Genomic DNA, 14504 nt, shown 5'->3' with positions numbered 1-14504 from the left:
TTATAAATGTTGCATATACAATGATTGTACCTACAATCAAATTATGAGCGAGAAAACCCGCCTGTCAACCCAGGCCGAACTCAAAGTGCAGGGCTGCACCAATGTCAAGCTGCGCCAGCTGATGCGCCGCGTCGCGCACCACTACGACCTGGAAATGACCAAGGCCGGACTGAAGACCACGCAGTATTCCCTGCTGACTTATGTGCTGAAGCTGGGCCCCATGCGACCGGGCGAGCTGGCGCGTGGCATGAAGATGAGTGCCTCCACCCTCACGCGCAACCTCAAGCCGCTGATCGACGCCGGCTGGATTGAGCTCGCCGCAGGCACCGATGCGCGCAGCCGTACCGTGGTGCTGACTGACGCGGGCCGTGCCAAGCGTGAGGAGGCCCGATCACGGTGGAGGGCTGCGCAGGAGCAGCTCAACGCACTGTTGGGCGCCGGGCGTGTGCTGGCCCTGCATAACCTGATCAACGAATCTTTAGAGCTTTTGTCCCCCATCGAATCTGGAGCTGATGATGAGTAACCCCGAGCCTTCCCCTTCCCCGTCCAGCGTCACGCCTTCCGCTTCTTCCACTGCACTGCCGGCGCGCCGCATCGCGATGTGGCTGGTCCTACTGGCTGCCGGCGGCACCTTTGCCCTCACCATGGGCGTGCGACAGACCATGGGCCTGTTCCTCTCTGCGCTCAATACTTCGACCGCACTGGGTATCGGCAGCATCAGCCTGGCCTTCGCTTTCGGCCAACTCTGGTGGGGGCTGACGCAGCCCTTCGCCGGCGCGGTGGCTGACCGCATCGGTACTGGCCGTGTGATCTTCATGGGTGTTGTGTTGGTGGCGATTGGCACCATCATCACGCCGCTGATGACCAGCACAGCCGGCCTGATCTTTGCCATCGGCGTGCTTGCGGCGGGCGGTGCCGGGATGGCCGGGCCTTCTGTGCTGATGGCCGCCAGCACACGCCTGGTGCCGCCTGAAAAGCGCGGCCTGGCCACCGGCATCGTCAACGCGGGCGGCTCTTTTGGGCAGTTCGCGATGGCGCCTATCGCCATTGGCCTCACAGCCGCTGTCGGCTGGGCCAGTGCAATGCAGTGGCTGGGCGCGCTGGTGCTGCTGGCGGTGCCTGCGGTGCTGGTGCTGAAAGGCAATTCGAATGCGCTGGCAGCCCAGGCTGCGGCGGCCTCGGGCACGAAAGCGCTGAGCGCACGTCAAGCCATTAGCCAGGCCATCGCAACGCCTAGCTATCGTTACCTCGCGGCGGGTTTTCTGGTGTGCGGTTTTCACGTGGCGTTTCTGGCGACTCACCTCCCCGGCGTGATAGCGGCCTGTGGTTTGCCGCCCGAAATTGGCGGTTGGTCGCTTGCGATGATTGGCCTCTTCAACATCGTCGGCAGTCTGGCCATGGGTTGGGCCGTCGGCCGCTGGCGCATGAAGTCCTTGCTGGCGCTGCTCTATACAACGCGTGGCCTCGCCGTACTCCTCTTCCTGCTGGCGCCCAAGACCCCGGCCGTGATGCTGATCTTCGCCGCCGTCATGGGCGTGACCTTCCTTTCGACCGTTCCACCCACGGTGGGCCTGGTCGCCAAGATGTTCGGTACGGCCAACATGGCCATGCTGTTCGGCGTGGTGATGTTGTCGCACCAGGTGGGTGGTTTCCTGGGTGCTTATCTGGGCGGCTATATATTCCAGGCAACCGGCAGCTACGACTGGGTCTGGTACATCGACATCGTGCTGGCCACAGGCGCCGCGTTGGTGAACCTGCCGATCCGCGAAGCGCTGCTGCCGCGGCAAATGGCTGCCAAGGCCGCAGCCTGAAGGTGAAAAAACAAGGCATGAGCAAGGTCCCCAAAACCGCCGCTACCGCATTGCGCTACCTTGAGGACTTGCAGCCCGGCGACCGCTTCGTCAGTGGCGAGCACGCGCTGGATGAGGCGCAGATCACCTCGTTTGCCGCGCAGTTTGATCCGCAGCCATTTCACCTGGACCACGAAGCAGCCAAAGCCACACTCTTTGGCGGCTTGGCCGCGAGCGGCTGGCACACGGCGGCTGTCACGATGCGGCTGCTGGTGGGTGGTGGTTTGCCGCTGGCCGGCGGAATCATAGGCGCAGGGGGCGAGATCAGTTGGCCCAAACCCACGCGCCCCGGCAATGTGCTGCATGTAGAGACAGAAGTGGTGAGCGTGACGCCCTCAGCTTCGCGGCCCGATAGAGGCAGGGCGGTGGTGCGCAGCCAGACGCTCAACCAGCACGGCGAGGTGCTGCAGCAATCCGTCTACAACCTGGTGGTTCCGCGCCGCCCACCCTGATCTCAGCGTGACGGCATATCAGCGCTGTGCCAGAATTCATGCAGGCAGACAACTTGCGGGAAACATCAGATGCTTATCAATTGCGTGGTCTACCAGAACGGCACCAAGCTTGCCGACATCCCGGTCACCGAGATCAGCGACTACATCTGCCGTCCCGATGCTTTCGTCTGGGTGGCGCTGCAGGACGCCACGCCGGAAGAGCTTGAAGAAATGCAGCATGAGTTCGGCCTGCATGAACTGGCGGTCGAAGATGCCCGGCACGGCCACCAACGCCCAAAAATCGAGGAATACGGCGCTTCGCTGTTTTCGGTGCTGCACCTGATTGAGCAGTCCAACGACAAGCCGGGCGAGCTCCACGTCGGCGAGGTGGATGTGTTCACCGGGAAAAACTATGTACTCTCGGTGCGCAACCGCAGCCAGAAGGGGTTTCTGGGCGTGCGTGAACGCTGCGAGCGCGAACCGGAGCTGCTGCGCAACGGTTCGGGTTTTGTGCTGTACGCCCTGATGGATGCGGTGGTTGACCGTTACTTTCCCATCCTCGACGCACTCGAGACCGAGTTGGAGCTGATCGAGAAGGAAATCTTCACGCCCGGTGCTGCGCGAAAGAATATCGAACGGCTCTACGAACTCAAGGGCAGCGTGATGGTGCTCAAGCACGCAGTGGCGCCGCTGCTCGAAGGGGCCAGCAAACTCTATGGCGGCCGGGTTCCTCAGATCTGCAGTGGAGTGCAGGATTATTTTCGCGACGTGGTTGACCATTTGTCGCGCATCAACGCATTGATCGAAAACATGCGTGACACCATAGGCACTGCTATCCAGGTGAACCTGGCGATGGTGACGATTGAAGAGAGCGAAGTGACCAAGAAGCTCGCGGCCTGGGCCAGTATCTTTGCGGTCTGCACAGCGTTTGCCGGCATATGGGGCATGAACTTCGAAGCCATGCCCGAACTCAAATGGCGTTACGGCTACCTCATGGCCATCAGCATGATTGTGGTGGCGTGCTCTTTACTCTATTGGCGTTTCAAGCGCGCACGCTGGCTTTAAGTTACGACACGCGAGGCGGGGTAAACGCCGTGCGCGCTGCCAGCGCGGACTTGCGGCTGGCGCAACCTTCGATATGGTCGTTGACCAGGCCCATGGCCTGCATGAAGGCATACATCGTGGTGGGGCCCACAAAGCTCCAACCGCGTTTCTTCAAATCCTTGGACAGTGCGATGGAGGCCGGAGAAGTCGGCATGGCTTTCACGGCCTCGTGCGTGATGCGTGCGGGCCGGCTCTTGGCTTCGGGCTCCAGCCGCCAGACAAAAGCGCCCAGCGAGCCAAATTCTTTTCGGAGCTCGATGACGCGCTTGGCATTGTTGATGGTCGAAGCAATCTTTCCCGCGTGTCGCACAATGCCGGCGTCATTGACCAGGCGTTTGATGTCACGCTCGCCAAAGCGGGCCACCTGCTCGGCATCGAAGTTGGCGAACGCGCTGCGAAAGGATTCGCGTTTGTTCAGGATGGTCAGCCAGCTGAGGCCGGCCTGAAAACCTTCAAGGCAGATTTTTTCGAAGAGCCGGCGTTCATCGTCCACCGGAAAGCCCCACTCGCTGTCGTGGTAGTTGCGGTAGATGGGCGTCGCCTGGCACCAGGCGCAGCGCGCGGTGTGGGTGTCATCGATAAAAAGGCCGGCAGCCGGGGAGGGTGCAACGTTGGGGCGCTTGGGCGGGATGGCGGAAGGCATGGGCAATTTTAGGCAAATGCGGGCAGGGCCGTGCGGGTGAGGTGATTCATCTTTGGCCGCCCGGCAGTATCATGAAGCACGCTCCCTTTCATCGATCCACAACTTCGGAACAACGCACCATGTCCATCCAGCTTTGGCTCGCTTTCGTCGCCGCAACCGCCGTCCTGCTCATCATCCCGGGCCCGACCATCCTGACGGTCATCAGCTACTCGATGGCGCACGGCAAGCGTGCCAACATCCCGTTGGTGGCCGCCGTGGCGCTGGGTGACTCGACGGCGCTGGTGGTCTCGTTGTTCGGCCTGGGCGCCTTGCTCGCGGCATCGGCCTTCTGGTTCACGCTAGTCAAGTGGGCCGGTGGCCTGTATTTGCTTTACCTGGGCATCAAGCTCCTGCGCGCCGGAATTTCGCCCATGCAGGCGGCAGCGCCCGAGGTGCCTGGCTCCTTGTGGAAGCTGTTCGGCAACACTTACCTGGTCACTGCACTCAACCCCAAGGGCATTGTGTTTTTTGTGGCTTTCCTGCCCCAGTTCATCAACCCCGGCGCCGACGTGACGCGACAGCTCTGGGTGCTGGCGGTGACCTTTGTGGTGATGGCCAGCCTGAACGCCACGCTGTATGCGGTGTTTGCCGCGTCGGCCCGTACACTGCTGGCCTCACCGCGCGCTCAGCGGCGTTTTAATTTCGCGGGCGGCTCGCTGCTGTCCATGGCCGGTGTCTGGGCCTTGCTGGCCAAGCGGCCGGCCTGAATTCAGGCCGGCCTGCCGAGTGCCTGCTGCATCACCGCCGCGCCCTGGGTCATCATCGTGTCGATGTATTCCCCCAGTGCATCGGGCAGCACGTCGGTGATCCAGACAAAGCGGGTGCGGTTTTCGCCCTCGGAAAACAGCTGCGCCGAAGCCATGTGATGGGTGGCCTTGCCGCCGACCACGGTGTAGCTGAGGCGGTGCATCCCTTCATGGATGCCCACCAGCACTTCGTGCGCGACCATGCCGTTGGCAAAGGTTACGGTGCGGCTGCCTTCGCCAGGTTTGCAATCGACCACGAAGCCCGGCGCAAGGCGCCGGTGCACAGCGTTGAAATCGCGCAGCGCGTCCCAGACGCTGTCTATGCCGGCGTCGACGGTGAATTCCTTGTAGATCGTGGCCATGGCGACCCCAGTCTGGCTGGCGCCGGGGTGGCGCCTTGTCATCGCAGCATAGCAATCAAACCGGGCGAAGTCAGCCCTGTTAAGCACCGGTTACAAACGCTTCCCGCGCAGCCTCAGTGCATTGCTGATCACCGACACCGAACTCAGGCTCATCGCCAGGGCCGCGATCATGGGCGACAGCAGCCAGCCGGTAAAGGGAAAGAGCAGCCCCGCGGCCAGCGGGACACCGAGGGAGTTGTAGACGAAGGCAAAACCGAGGTTCTGCTTCATGTTGGCGATCGTCGCCTCCGAAATTTTCCGGGCTTGCGCGATGCCGCGCAAATCACCTTTGACCAGCGTGATCTGGGCGCTGTTCATGGCCACGTCGGTACCTGTGCCCATGGCAATGCCCACGTTGGCCTGGGCCAGGGCCGGGGCGTCATTGATGCCGTCGCCGGCCATGGCAACGATATGGCCTTCATCTTGCAGGCGCTTGACCAGTGCCAGCTTGTCTGCCGGCTGCACGCCGCCGTGCACTTCGTCAATGCCCAGGCGCCCGGCGATGGCTTTGGCTGTGGTCAGGCCGTCGCCTGTGGCCATGATCACGCGCAAGCCAGCGGCTTTGAGCGCCGCCAGCGCCTCGGGCGTGCTGGCTTTCACCGGGTCGGCCACGGCGAGCAGGCCCGCAAGCTTGCCGTCGACCGCCAGGTGCATCACGCTGGCGCCTTCGGCCCGCAGGGCCTCCGCCTGGGCCAGCAGCGAATCTACTGACACGCCAGCTTGCGCCATCAACTCCGTATTGCCGAGTGCGAGCAGCCGGCCGGCTACACGCCCGTTGACGCCGATGCCGCTGGCGGACTCGAAGTTCTCTGGCGTGTCCAGCGCCAGGCCGCGCGCGCGTGCTGCGGCCACCATGGCTTCGGCCAATGGGTGTTCGCTGCCCTGGTCCAGGCTGGCGGCCAGCCGCAGCACTTCGTCGGCGCTGAAGCCCACTGCGGGAACTGCGCGGTCGAACGCCGGTTTGCCGGCCGTCAGCGTGCCGGTCTTGTCGACGATCAATACGTCGACGGTGCGCAGGTGTTCAATCGCCGCCGCATCGCGGAAAAGAATGCCCTGGCCAGCCGCCTTGCCCGTGGCGACCATGATGGACATCGGCGTGGCCAGGCCCAGCGCGCAGGGGCAGGCGATGATCAGCACCGCCACCGCGTTGATCAGGCCGTAAACCCAGCTCGGCTGCGGGCCGAAAAATCCCCATCCCAGAAAGGTCAGCACGGCCACGGCCACTACGGCCATCACAAACCAGCCGGCAACCTGGTCGGCCATGCGCTGCAGGGGTGCCTTCGAGCGTTGGGCCAGCGCGACCATCTGCACGATTTGCGACAGCATGGTTTGCGCGCCGACGCGCTCGGAGCGCATCACCAGGGCGCCGCTGGTGTTGAGCGTGGCGCCTATCAGCTTGTCGCCCGGACGCTTGCTCACGGGCAGGGGTTCTCCGGTCAGCATCGATTCATCAACGGCGCTGCCGCCCTCGGTAACGACGCCGTCGACGGGCACTTTTTCGCCGGGGCGCACGCGCAGGCTGTCGCCCACGTGCACGTGGGTTAGCGGCACGTCTTCCTCGGTGCCGTCGGCCTTGATGCGCCGCGCGGTTTTTGGCGCCAGCCCCAGCAATGACTTGATTGCGGCGGAAGTTTGCGAGCGCGCCTTCAGCTCCAGCATCTGGCCGAGCAGCGTCAGTGAAATGATCACGGCCGCCGCCTCAAAGTAAACCGCTACACGGCCCATGKAAATAAACGACTCCGGGAACACACCGGGCGTGAGGGTGGCGACCACGCTGTAGGCAAAGGCCGCGCCTGTTCCCAGGCTGATCAGGGTCCACATGTTCGGGCTGCGGTGGGCGACTGACTGCGCGCCACGCACAAAGAAGGGCCAGCCTGCCCACAATACGACCGGCAGGCTCAGCACCAGTTCTATCCAGCTCTGGACAGTCATGTCGAACCAGCCGAGCTGGTGGCCGAACATGGCCAGGACCGTCACCATCATGCTCAACGGCAGCGTCCACCAGAAGCGGCGCGTGAAAGATAGCAATTCCGGATTCTCATCCTCGTCGAGGCTGGGCATGACAGGCTCCAGCGTCATACCGCAGATCGGGCAATTGCCCGGGTGATCCTGCCGGATTTCCGGATGCATGGGGCAGGTATAGACCGTGCCGCCGGCCACCGTGGTATCGCCATGGACGGTTGGCGTTGCAGCGCCGACGGCCGCCGTGCTGGACCCGTGAGAAGCTTGAGATGAGTGAGATGAGTGAGGAGAGTGGGCGTGGTTCATGAAGGGCATCCTTTCCCGCGTTGCAGGCTTGAAAATCAGGCATCGAGGAAAGATAAACCCTCCCATAGGGGAAAGGTCAAGCCCGCCGTTGGCATCTCCTGGAGTCGCAGCGCTCCGCCCCTGGCGACGCTGCAAAACTCAGGGTTTGGCTGGAACCGGAGGCAGGCGGTCCATCATCATCTGCATCATGGACTGCATCATTTCCATGCGTTTTTCCATCATCTGTTGGCGCGCGGCCGGGTCGTTGCCTGGGCCCTGCATGTTGCCCATCATCCCGCCCATGCCACCCATCATGCTCATGCCTTCCTGCATGAGTTTGTGGTGTTCAGCCATCAGGGCACTACGTTCTTCGGGGGTTTTTGCGCGCGTCATGCGGTCGTGCATGGTGCGCATGGCTTTCATGTGCTCGTCCATACGCACCATCGGCATGGGTTGACCTGGAGCAGCCGCCGACGCGCCAGGGTGGTGCGCTGCATGGTCGGTGGGTGTCTGGGCACAGCCGGCCAGGCCGAGGGTGGCGGCGGTAGCGAGAATGGAAATCAGGCGTATTGACATGGTGGTGAACTCCAGAAGAGGAGCGCCCAGTCTATTGATACGACGGGGTTTGCGGGCCACCTTTTGCGGCCTGCATGATCCATGTCAACTGCGCAGGCAATTTTGGCCCTGCTTACGCGGGATGGCTGACCCTAGACGGGCACGGTGTAGTTCAGCGTCATCCGACCGCCATCCACCACCACGATCTCACCGGTGATGTAGCTCGCGGCGTCGCTGGCCAGGTAGGCCACCGTGTCGGCGATCTCCGAGGGCTCGCCGAGGCGCTTCATGGGCGTGCGGCTCATGATCTTGGCCTTGGCCTCGTCGCTGGTGAGCACAGCCCTGGCGGCCAGTTCGGTGGCGATAGTGCCGGGCGCAACCGCGTTGACGCGCACGCCCTGGCCTGCCAGCGACAGCGCCATCACGCGCGTGAGCTGGTTGATGCCGCCCTTGCTGACGTTGTAGCTGGCAATGGTGGGAATGGCGAGCACGCCGTTGACCGAACTCATGTTGACGATGCTGCCCTTGCCGGCGGCCGCCATCACGCGCGCCACGGCCTGCCCGACCAGGAAGGAGCCCTTGAGGTTGATGCGCAGTACGGCGTCGAAGTCGGCTTCCGTCACGTCMAGAAACTCTGCGGCCTTGAAGATGCCGGCATTGTTGACCAGCACGTCGATGCGGCCGTGCGCGGCCACGGTGCGAGCCACCAGCGCATCGACCTGAGCCTTGTCGCCCACGTCGCAATGAACATACAGGCCGCCGAGTTCTGCGGCCAGCGCTGCGCCGCGCGTGTCGTCTATATCGGCGATGACGACCTGGGCTTGCTCACGCGAAAAACGCCGCGCGCAGGCCTCACCGATGCCTTGGGCACCGCCGGTGACGACGCAGACGCGGCCCGCCAGTCCGAACGATACCTGGGCAGTATCTGTAGATGAAATAATGCTCATGCCCTTATGGTACCAGCGCAAGCAGCTATGAATTCCATAGCAGATTCGGAGACCTGAGTGGCGGAAGAACCTGGTTTGTAGAGTGCCGATCCGATGCCGAAACCGTTCGCGCCCGCGGCAAGGTAGGGCGCCATATTGGCGGGCGTGATGCCGCCGACCGGCAGTACTGCGGCTTGCGCGGGCAGTACCGCGCGAAGGGCTTTCACGACCGCCGGGGTGATCATTTCGGCCGGGAAAATCTTCAGCCCTGTCGCGCCCGCTTCGAGCGCAGCAAATGCCTCGCTGGCAGTCATGATGCCGGGCAGGCACACCAGGCCGAGGCGGACAGCTTCGCGCACCACCGCCGGGTTGAAATTGGGCGAAACGATGAGCTGGCCACCCGCGGCGTGCACGTCACACACCGCCTCAGGTGTCAGCACCGTGCCGGCACCAACCAGGGCCTGCGGAAAAGCGCTGGCCATGGCGGCAATGCTGTCCAGCGGCTGGGGTGAATTGAGCGGAATTTCGATCAGCGTCCAGCCCGTGGCAACGAGTGCCTGGCCGACAGGCAGGGCCTCTACCGGCGTCAGCCCGCGCAGGATGGCCACCAGGGGGAGGGCGCCGAGGGCCTGGGAGAATTTTTGGTGTGCGTTGTTCATGGTGTTCTGTGGGTTGAGACGCAATACTGCGCCGGTCAGGCCAGGGTATCGGCGATGGCGCGCAGGCCGCGCCAGGTAGCACCCGCACCCACGCGCTTCACGGGCACGCCGAGGTGGACAAGTGCCTGTTCGTAGCGCGCCGTGAGCGCCTCGGCGCCCATCACCACCACGGGCTCGCCGCGCGGCAGTGCCTGGGATTTGAGTTCCTCGCCGATGACCAGGCCCGACAGGTAGCTGGGCATGGCCTCGGTTGTCATTCGCTGGAACAGCGACAGGGTGCGTGTGCTGAAGGCTGTGTTCAGCAGGCCGGGGCCGGCCAGCGCATGGGCCACGCCCTGGTCAAAGGCGGCGGCGTCCAGCGCGGGTTCGTCGTCGGGCAGCATGCGTGCGAGGATGGATTGGCGGCGCAGCAGCGCATAGAACTCGCCGGTCATCCAGGTCGAAAAATCAGTGACTTGCCGGTTTTCGACGGTGACCCATTTGCTGTGCGTGCCGGGTAGCACCAGCCGGGCATGGGTCAGACCCAGCAGCTGCAAGGCGCCAAAGATCTGCGTTTCCTCGCCGCGCATGACGTCGGGCACGCCGCCCTTGTCTATGCTCAGGCCGGGCACGATGGCGATGCGGCCGGGCTCCACCCATTCCAGTGCGGCTGCGATCGCATCAAAACCGGCGGGGCAGGCGCAGTAGGGCGCTTCGCGCCATCCCTGTTTGCTGCCGGCCATGCCGGAGATCAGGCACAGCGTGCCGGACGTCATCCAGTCGGCAAAGCAGCTTGCAAAAACCTCCGGAAAGGTACCGGGAGCGACAGTCAGGATGCCGCGTGCGAAGGAACGCTCGTCCAGGGCTGTGCCGTCGCCGTCGATCAGCGCGCCGCGCAATGAGGAGCTGCCCCAGTCGACTGCCAGAAGGTGGTTCACAGCAGGGCCCTGACCTGTTCGGGGCGCGGCAGCGGAGCGACCGCACCGTAGCCCTGCACCGTGAGGGCGGCCGCTGCATTGGCATAACGGGCCGCATCAAAGACGTTATCGCCCGCCGCAATGCGCGCCAGCAGGTTGCCGCAAAAGCAGTCGCCTGCGCCGGTGGCGTCCACCAGCTTCACGTTGTGCACGGGCACGCGCTCGCGCCGCGTGCCGTCGCTGACCAGCGCGCCGTCGCCGCCGAGCTTGAGCACCACGGTTTTGGCGCCCAGGGCGTGGCCCCAGTCCACTACCGCGTCGGGGTCTGTCATGCCGTTGAGGGTGGTGATGTCTTCCAGGCTCGGCAAGAAAATGTCGCACAGTGAAACGGCATGGCGGGTGCAGGCAAGGGCCCGGTCCAGCGGCCAGAGCTTGAGCCGCAGGTTGGAGTCAAACGACACGAGGGTACCGGCCTCTTTGGCCAGTTTCATCGCGGCAAAGGCTGTGTCGCAGGCGCTGGCGGAAATCGCCAGCGAGATGCCCGATACATGCAGAACCTTGGCTTGGCGCACGGCATCGGCTGCGCCGGCTTGCTGCAGCCAGCCCGGCGTCATGCGGCTGGCGGCAGAGCCTGCGCGCAAGTAGCTGAATTCATGCCCGTTTTTGCCGTGCGTGACAAAGTAAAGGCCCGTGCTGGCTTCCGGGTCTTGCTGCACCGCCGCGGTGGAGACGTTTTCAGTGGCCCACAACGCCATCAGTGATTGGCCGAAAGTGTCGCCGCCCAGGCGTGTGAGGTAAGCGGTGCAGGCTCCTGCGCGTGCGGCGGCAATCACGGCATTGCTGGTGTCTCCGCCGAAGCCCTGCAGGTAGTTAGGCTGGCCGGCCTGGGTCTGGTTGAACTCCACCATGGCCTCGCCGAGTGCGACGACATCGAATTTTCTGGCTTGCATAGAACTTTCTGGCATCCTTTGCTGTCCCGAAAAGGTAGCAGCATACGCGCTTCGAGACCTTGATCAGCGCGGGAGCATGGCGGGTCGTAACGCGGAAATTTCCAGAGGGAAATACCCGCGTTTGAAGCCTCCATGTTACCCGCGGCCGATCGCGGCGCCGTACCCGCGCTGTACCCCGAGAAAGGGAGGGCCGTGTAAGCAGCGCCTGCTGGTTCTCAGTGATTGTCGCGCGGCACGAAAGAGCCGCGCTTGCCGACCAGGAAATCCAGGTCAACGCCTTCGTCGGCCTGCAGCACGTGGTCGATGTAAAGCTTCCAGTAGCCTGAAGACAGCGGCGGCTCGGGTGCTTTCCAGCTGGTCATGCGCCTGGCGAGCTCTTCGTCACTGACATGCAGGTGTAGCCGGCGGTTGGGCACATCCAGTTCGATGATGTCACCGTTTTGCACCAGGGCCAGTGGCCCGCCTGCTGCGGCTTCAGGGGCTGTGTGCAGTATCACGGTGCCATACGCTGTACCGCTCATGCGGGCGTCGCTGATGCGGACCATGTCGGTGATGCCTTTGCGCAGCACCTTGGGCGGCAGTGGCATGTTGCCGACTTCGGCCATGCCGGGGTAGCCCTTGGGCCCGCAGTTCTTCAGCACCATCACGCAGTTCTCGTCGATGTCCAGGTTTTCATCGTCGATGCGTGCATGGAAATCTTCAATGGTTTCAAAGACTACGGCACGGCCTTTGTGCACCATGAGCGCGGGCGTGGCTGCGCTGGGCTTGATGACCGCGCCGCGCGGCGACAGGTTGCCCCGCAGCACGGCGATGCCGGCCTTGTCCTTGAAGGGAGTGGAGAGCGGCATGATGACATCAGTGTTGTAGTTTTCCGCATCAGCAATGTTCTCGCCGATGGTTTTGCCGTTGGCTGTAATGGCGCTGGTGTGCAGGTGCTGCGCGATTTCCTTCATCACGACAGGCAGGCCGCCGGCGTAGCAGAAATCTTCCATCAGGTATTTACCGGAAGGCTGCAGGTTAACGAGGCAGGGCAGCTCGCTGGCCAGGCGGTCAAAGTCATCCACCGTGAGCTTCACGCCGATACGTCCGGCGATGGCGATCAGGTGAATGACTGCGTTGGTGGAGCCGCCAATGGCGGCCAGGGTCTTGATGGCATTTTCGAATGCCTCACGCGTGAGAATCTTCGAGAGTGTGAGGTCTTCGTGCACCATCTCGACGGCACGTCGACCGGCCATGCGGGCCAGTACATTGCGCCGGCCGTCCACTGCCGGATACGCGGCGTTGCCGGGCAGGCCTATGCCCAGCGCCTCGACCATGCTGGCCATCGTTGATGCCGTGCCCATGGTCATGCAGTGGCCGTGGCTGCGGTGCATGCAGCTTTCGGCCTCAAAAAACTCGGCAAGTTTGAGTGTGCCGGCACGCACCTGCTCGCTCATGCTCCAGACGCCGGTGCCCGAGCCCAGCTCCTGGCCGCGCCATTTACCGCTGAGCATAGGCCCGCCGCTGACACCCACTGTAGGCAGATCGACGCTGGAGGCGCCCATCACCAAGGAGGGCGTGGTTTTGTCGCAGCCCATCAGCAGCACCACGCCGTCGATCGGATTGCCGCGAATGCTTTCTTCCACGTCCATGCTGGCCAGGTTGCGGTACAGCATGGCGGTGGGGCGCAGCAGCGTCTCGCCCAGCGACATCACCGGAAACTCCAGTGGAAAGCCGCCTGCCTCATAGACACCGATCTTGACCTGCTCGGCGATGGTGCGGAAGTGCGAGTTGCAGGGAGTCAGTTCGCTGAAGGTGTTGCAGATGCCGATGACCGGCCTGCCGTCAAACTGGTCGTGCGGGACGCCCTTGCCCTTGACCCAGCTGCGGTAGGCAAAGCCGTCGCGGTCCTGGCGGCCGAACCATTGCTGGCTGCGCAGTTCTTCGGGTTTCTTTTTGGGTTTGCTGCTGTCGGTCATGTGCTGTCGGCCTAAATAGTAGGGTTAATCCTGAAAGTGTAAAGGTATTATCGTCATACCATTGCGGCCGCTGTCTTAGTGAAAACCATGATCGGAGTAGTTCCCTTGTCCCGCCCGCACATCCTTGCCGTCTCCAAGCTCCCGCCTTTCCTGATGGAGCCGCTCGCTGCGGCCTTCGTAGTGCACGACCGCCTGCACGAGACGGACCCCGAGGCGTTTGCAATGGTCGCGCCGCAGATTCGCGGCATCTCGGGCGGCGGCGAGTCCAAGGTCACGGCCGCGCTGATAGAGAAACTGCCTGCACTCGAAGTGGTGTCGATCTTCGGCGTGGGCTACGACGGCGTCGATGTACCCGCCGCATTGAACCGCCGCATCCCCGTGACGCACACCCCCGGGGTGCTCAACGACGAAGTCGCCGACCTCGCGCTGGGCCTCATGCTGTCGGTGGCGCGGCGCATCCCCCTGGCAGACCGCTATGTGCGTGCCGGCCGATGGGCCGCCGAGGGTCCGATGCCGCTGGCCCGCAAGGTTTCAGGTGCCCGGCTGGGCATCGTTGGGCTGGGCCGCATCGGGCAGGCCATTGCCAGCCGCGCAGAAGCTTTCGGCATGTCCATCGCCTATACGGCGCGCACCGCCAAGGCGGAGCTGCCGTACGCCTATCATCCCACCGCAGCAGCGCTTGCCGCTGCGGTGGATTTCCTGGTGGTGATCACTCCGGGCGGCGCCGGAACGAAACACCTGATCAATGCTGAAGTGCTCAAGGCCTTGGGTCCCGAGGGTTACCTGATCAATGTTGCGCGCGGCTCGGTCGTGGATGAGGCGGCGCTGGTCGATGCCCTGCAACGCGGCGTGATCGCGGGCGCGGGTCTCGATGTCTTCGAGAAAGAACCGCAGGTGCCGGATGCGCTGAAGGCGCTGGACAACGTCGTGCTGACTCCGCACATGGCCAGCGGAACCTGGCAGACGCGCAAGGCCATGGCGGATCTGGCGGTGGCCAATCTGAGTGCTCACTTCGCAGGCCGGCCACTGCTCAGTCCAGTCCCTGAATGCCAGTAAGAGACTCCTTCGAAAGAGTTCCAGAAGATGAGCCCGGGACCGG

Annotated in this window: 15 protein-coding genes; 6 read left to right on the top strand and 9 right to left on the bottom strand. The window is 63.5% G+C overall.

The window, feature by feature from the left end:
• Positions 1-43: 43 nt before the first annotated feature.
• The 4 genes from AC1DZE_RS15120 (at position 44) to AC1DZE_RS15105 (ending at position 3346) form a co-directional block, all read left to right on the top strand.
• Positions 44-523, top strand: coding sequence for a MarR family winged helix-turn-helix transcriptional regulator (locus tag AC1DZE_RS15120; protein WP_477671406.1), 480 nt, complete (start codon positions 44-46; stop codon positions 521-523).
• Positions 516-1811, top strand: a complete 1296-nt coding sequence (locus tag AC1DZE_RS15115; protein ID WP_477672492.1) for an MFS transporter — start codon at positions 516-518, stop codon at positions 1809-1811. Before AC1DZE_RS15120 ends, AC1DZE_RS15115 begins: the two co-directional genes overlap by 8 nt.
• A 17-nt stretch (positions 1812-1828) precedes the next feature.
• Entirely contained in the window at positions 1829-2302 is a 474-nt protein-coding gene (locus AC1DZE_RS15110) for a MaoC family dehydratase (protein WP_477672491.1), read from the top strand.
• A 69-nt stretch (positions 2303-2371) separates the two neighbouring features.
• Positions 2372-3346: a magnesium and cobalt transport protein CorA gene (locus AC1DZE_RS15105; protein ID WP_457279273.1), complete on the top strand. Its 975-nt coding sequence runs from the start codon at positions 2372-2374 to the stop codon at positions 3344-3346.
• A 1-nt stretch (position 3347) separates the two neighbouring features.
• On the opposite strand, the gene AC1DZE_RS15100 is transcribed toward AC1DZE_RS15105, so the two are convergent.
• Positions 3348-4028: a DNA-3-methyladenine glycosylase I gene (locus AC1DZE_RS15100; protein WP_477671409.1), complete on the bottom strand. Its 681-nt coding sequence runs from the start codon at positions 4026-4028 to the stop codon at positions 3348-3350.
• A gap of 119 nt (positions 4029-4147) precedes the next feature.
• Between AC1DZE_RS15100 and AC1DZE_RS15095 the strand changes: the two genes are divergently transcribed.
• Complete coding sequence (locus AC1DZE_RS15095) at positions 4148-4774, top strand: LysE family translocator (RefSeq protein ID WP_477672490.1); 627 nt, start codon at positions 4148-4150, stop codon at positions 4772-4774.
• Positions 4775-4776: 2 nt separating this feature from the next.
• Here the strand turns inward: AC1DZE_RS15095 and AC1DZE_RS15090 are convergent, their stop codons facing one another.
• From AC1DZE_RS15090 to AC1DZE_RS15055, 8 genes are all read right to left on the bottom strand, one after another.
• The gene (locus AC1DZE_RS15090) at positions 4777-5175 is read right to left on the bottom strand and encodes an SRPBCC family protein (protein WP_477671411.1); all 399 of its coding nucleotides are present in this window, start codon (positions 5173-5175) and stop codon (positions 4777-4779) included.
• A 90-nt stretch (positions 5176-5265) separates the two neighbouring features.
• Positions 5266-7482, bottom strand: coding sequence for a copper-transporting P-type ATPase (locus AC1DZE_RS15085; protein ID WP_477700248.1), 2217 nt, complete (start codon positions 7480-7482; stop codon positions 5266-5268).
• 138 nt (positions 7483-7620) lie between these two features.
• Positions 7621-8037, bottom strand: a complete 417-nt coding sequence (locus AC1DZE_RS15080; RefSeq protein ID WP_477671413.1) for a hypothetical protein — start codon at positions 8035-8037, stop codon at positions 7621-7623.
• Between the two features lie 131 nt (positions 8038-8168).
• A complete protein-coding gene (locus AC1DZE_RS15075) occupies positions 8169-8963 on the bottom strand; it encodes an SDR family NAD(P)-dependent oxidoreductase (protein WP_477671414.1) in 795 nt (264 codons plus the stop codon).
• Entirely contained in the window at positions 8960-9601 is a 642-nt protein-coding gene (locus AC1DZE_RS15070) for a 2-dehydro-3-deoxy-6-phosphogalactonate aldolase (protein ID WP_477700247.1), read from the bottom strand. The genes AC1DZE_RS15075 and AC1DZE_RS15070 overlap by 4 nt, the downstream gene beginning before the upstream one ends.
• A gap of 35 nt (positions 9602-9636) precedes the next feature.
• A complete protein-coding gene (locus AC1DZE_RS15065; protein WP_477700246.1) occupies positions 9637-10518 on the bottom strand; it encodes a 2-dehydro-3-deoxygalactonokinase in 882 nt (293 codons plus the stop codon).
• Positions 10515-11447: a sugar kinase gene (locus tag AC1DZE_RS15060; protein WP_477671417.1), complete on the bottom strand. Its 933-nt coding sequence runs from the start codon at positions 11445-11447 to the stop codon at positions 10515-10517. Before AC1DZE_RS15060 ends, AC1DZE_RS15065 begins: the two co-directional genes overlap by 4 nt.
• A gap of 215 nt (positions 11448-11662) precedes the next feature.
• On the bottom strand, positions 11663-13405 hold the full coding sequence (locus AC1DZE_RS15055) for an IlvD/Edd family dehydratase (protein ID WP_477671418.1): 1743 nt from the start codon (positions 13403-13405) through the stop codon (positions 11663-11665).
• A gap of 87 nt (positions 13406-13492) precedes the next feature.
• Here AC1DZE_RS15055 and AC1DZE_RS15050 point away from each other — a divergent pair, with 87 nt between their 5' ends.
• Positions 13493-14461, top strand: a complete 969-nt coding sequence (locus AC1DZE_RS15050) for a 2-hydroxyacid dehydrogenase (protein WP_477673026.1) — start codon at positions 13493-13495, stop codon at positions 14459-14461.
• Positions 14462-14504: the final 43 nt, after the last annotated feature.

The organism is Polaromonas sp. P1_F1 (assembly GCF_056405795.1).
This window is presented reverse-complemented; position numbering and strand designations above follow the sequence as displayed.